Origin of the sequence: Bacillus sp. S4, from assembly GCF_040838205.1 — a bacterium.
GTDB classification, from domain to species: Bacteria; Bacillota; Bacilli; order Bacillales; family Bacillaceae_G; genus Bacillus_A; species Bacillus_A cereus_U.
In genome coordinates this window covers 1-1,044 of the sequence record NZ_JBFPJI010000504.1, presented here as the reverse complement: position 1 = coordinate 1,044, position 1,044 = coordinate 1, and the positions used below count along the sequence as shown (strand labels likewise).

Below are 1,044 nucleotides of genomic sequence, written 5' to 3'. Positions count from 1 at the left end.
ATGATAAACTAATCATATCAAAAAACATATGACGGAGAGATACAATGGATTTTCGACAATTATATTACTTTAAAGAAATTGTGAAACAAGGAAGCATTTCTAAAGCAGCAGAAGTGCTCCATATCGCGCAGCCCCCACTTAGCCAATTATTAAAAAAGCTTGAAACTGATCTTGGCACAACTTTAATTCATCGATATCGTCAAAAATGGGAGCTTACAGCAACAGGTGAAATACTATACCAATATGCCAATCAAATGTTAATACAAATTCAAGATGTAAAGCAGCAAATTCAAGAAATTGAACAAGGTATAGGAGGAACAGTAAGTATCGGTGTATCATCTGCATGTTCGAATATGCTCATTGACTATGTTAGTACGTTTAGAACACAATACCCTAATGTTAAAATAAATATAGTAACTGGAAATTCAGAAGAATTATTAAAAAGACTAGAACAAAGAGAAATTGATGTTGCCTTACTTTTAAGATTGGGAAATAGTGAACAATATGAGATGAAAATATTAAAAAAACAACCAACCGCTGTGATTATTCCATCAAGTTGGGCAACATCGTTTTCATCACAGCATGTGACGATTGAACAGATTGCCCAGTTCCCATTCATTATGCTAGGAGCAATGGAAGGACTCTCCTTCAATGAAGACCTTTTCAAAGTGTTTGATGAACATCAAGTCAAGCCAAATATCATTATCGAGTGTAAAGATATAAGGATGGTTGTAGCACTTGTTAGTAGAGGACTAGGATTATCCGTTATTCCAAGAATGGATTACACATCATCATTTTTAGAACATACAACGCTTTTTGAATTGAAACAATTTGATTTTCATTTAGAGCCTGTAATAGTAAAATTAAAAGACCAAAGAATTTCCAAAGTAGCATCTCAATTTTGGGAAATGGTTGATTAGGAGATATGAACAAAGCAAAAATAGCCTTCAATCAAGTAATATAGACATCTTACGAAAAATTGAGCCGGGATAAAAAAATTCTTTACTTGAGGAAGTTTCAAAACTGACTGTAGCTATATAAATA

Annotated in this window: 1 protein-coding gene; it reads left to right on the top strand. The window is 33.0% G+C overall.

Translation table 11 applies throughout. The features are described 5' to 3' along the window. Positions 1-44 precede the first annotated feature (44 nt). The gene (locus AB3X48_RS22045; RefSeq protein WP_002148786.1) at positions 45-920 is read left to right on the top strand and encodes a LysR family transcriptional regulator; all 876 of its coding nucleotides are present in this window, start codon (positions 45-47) and stop codon (positions 918-920) included. The last annotated feature ends 124 nt before the right edge of the window (positions 921-1,044 follow it).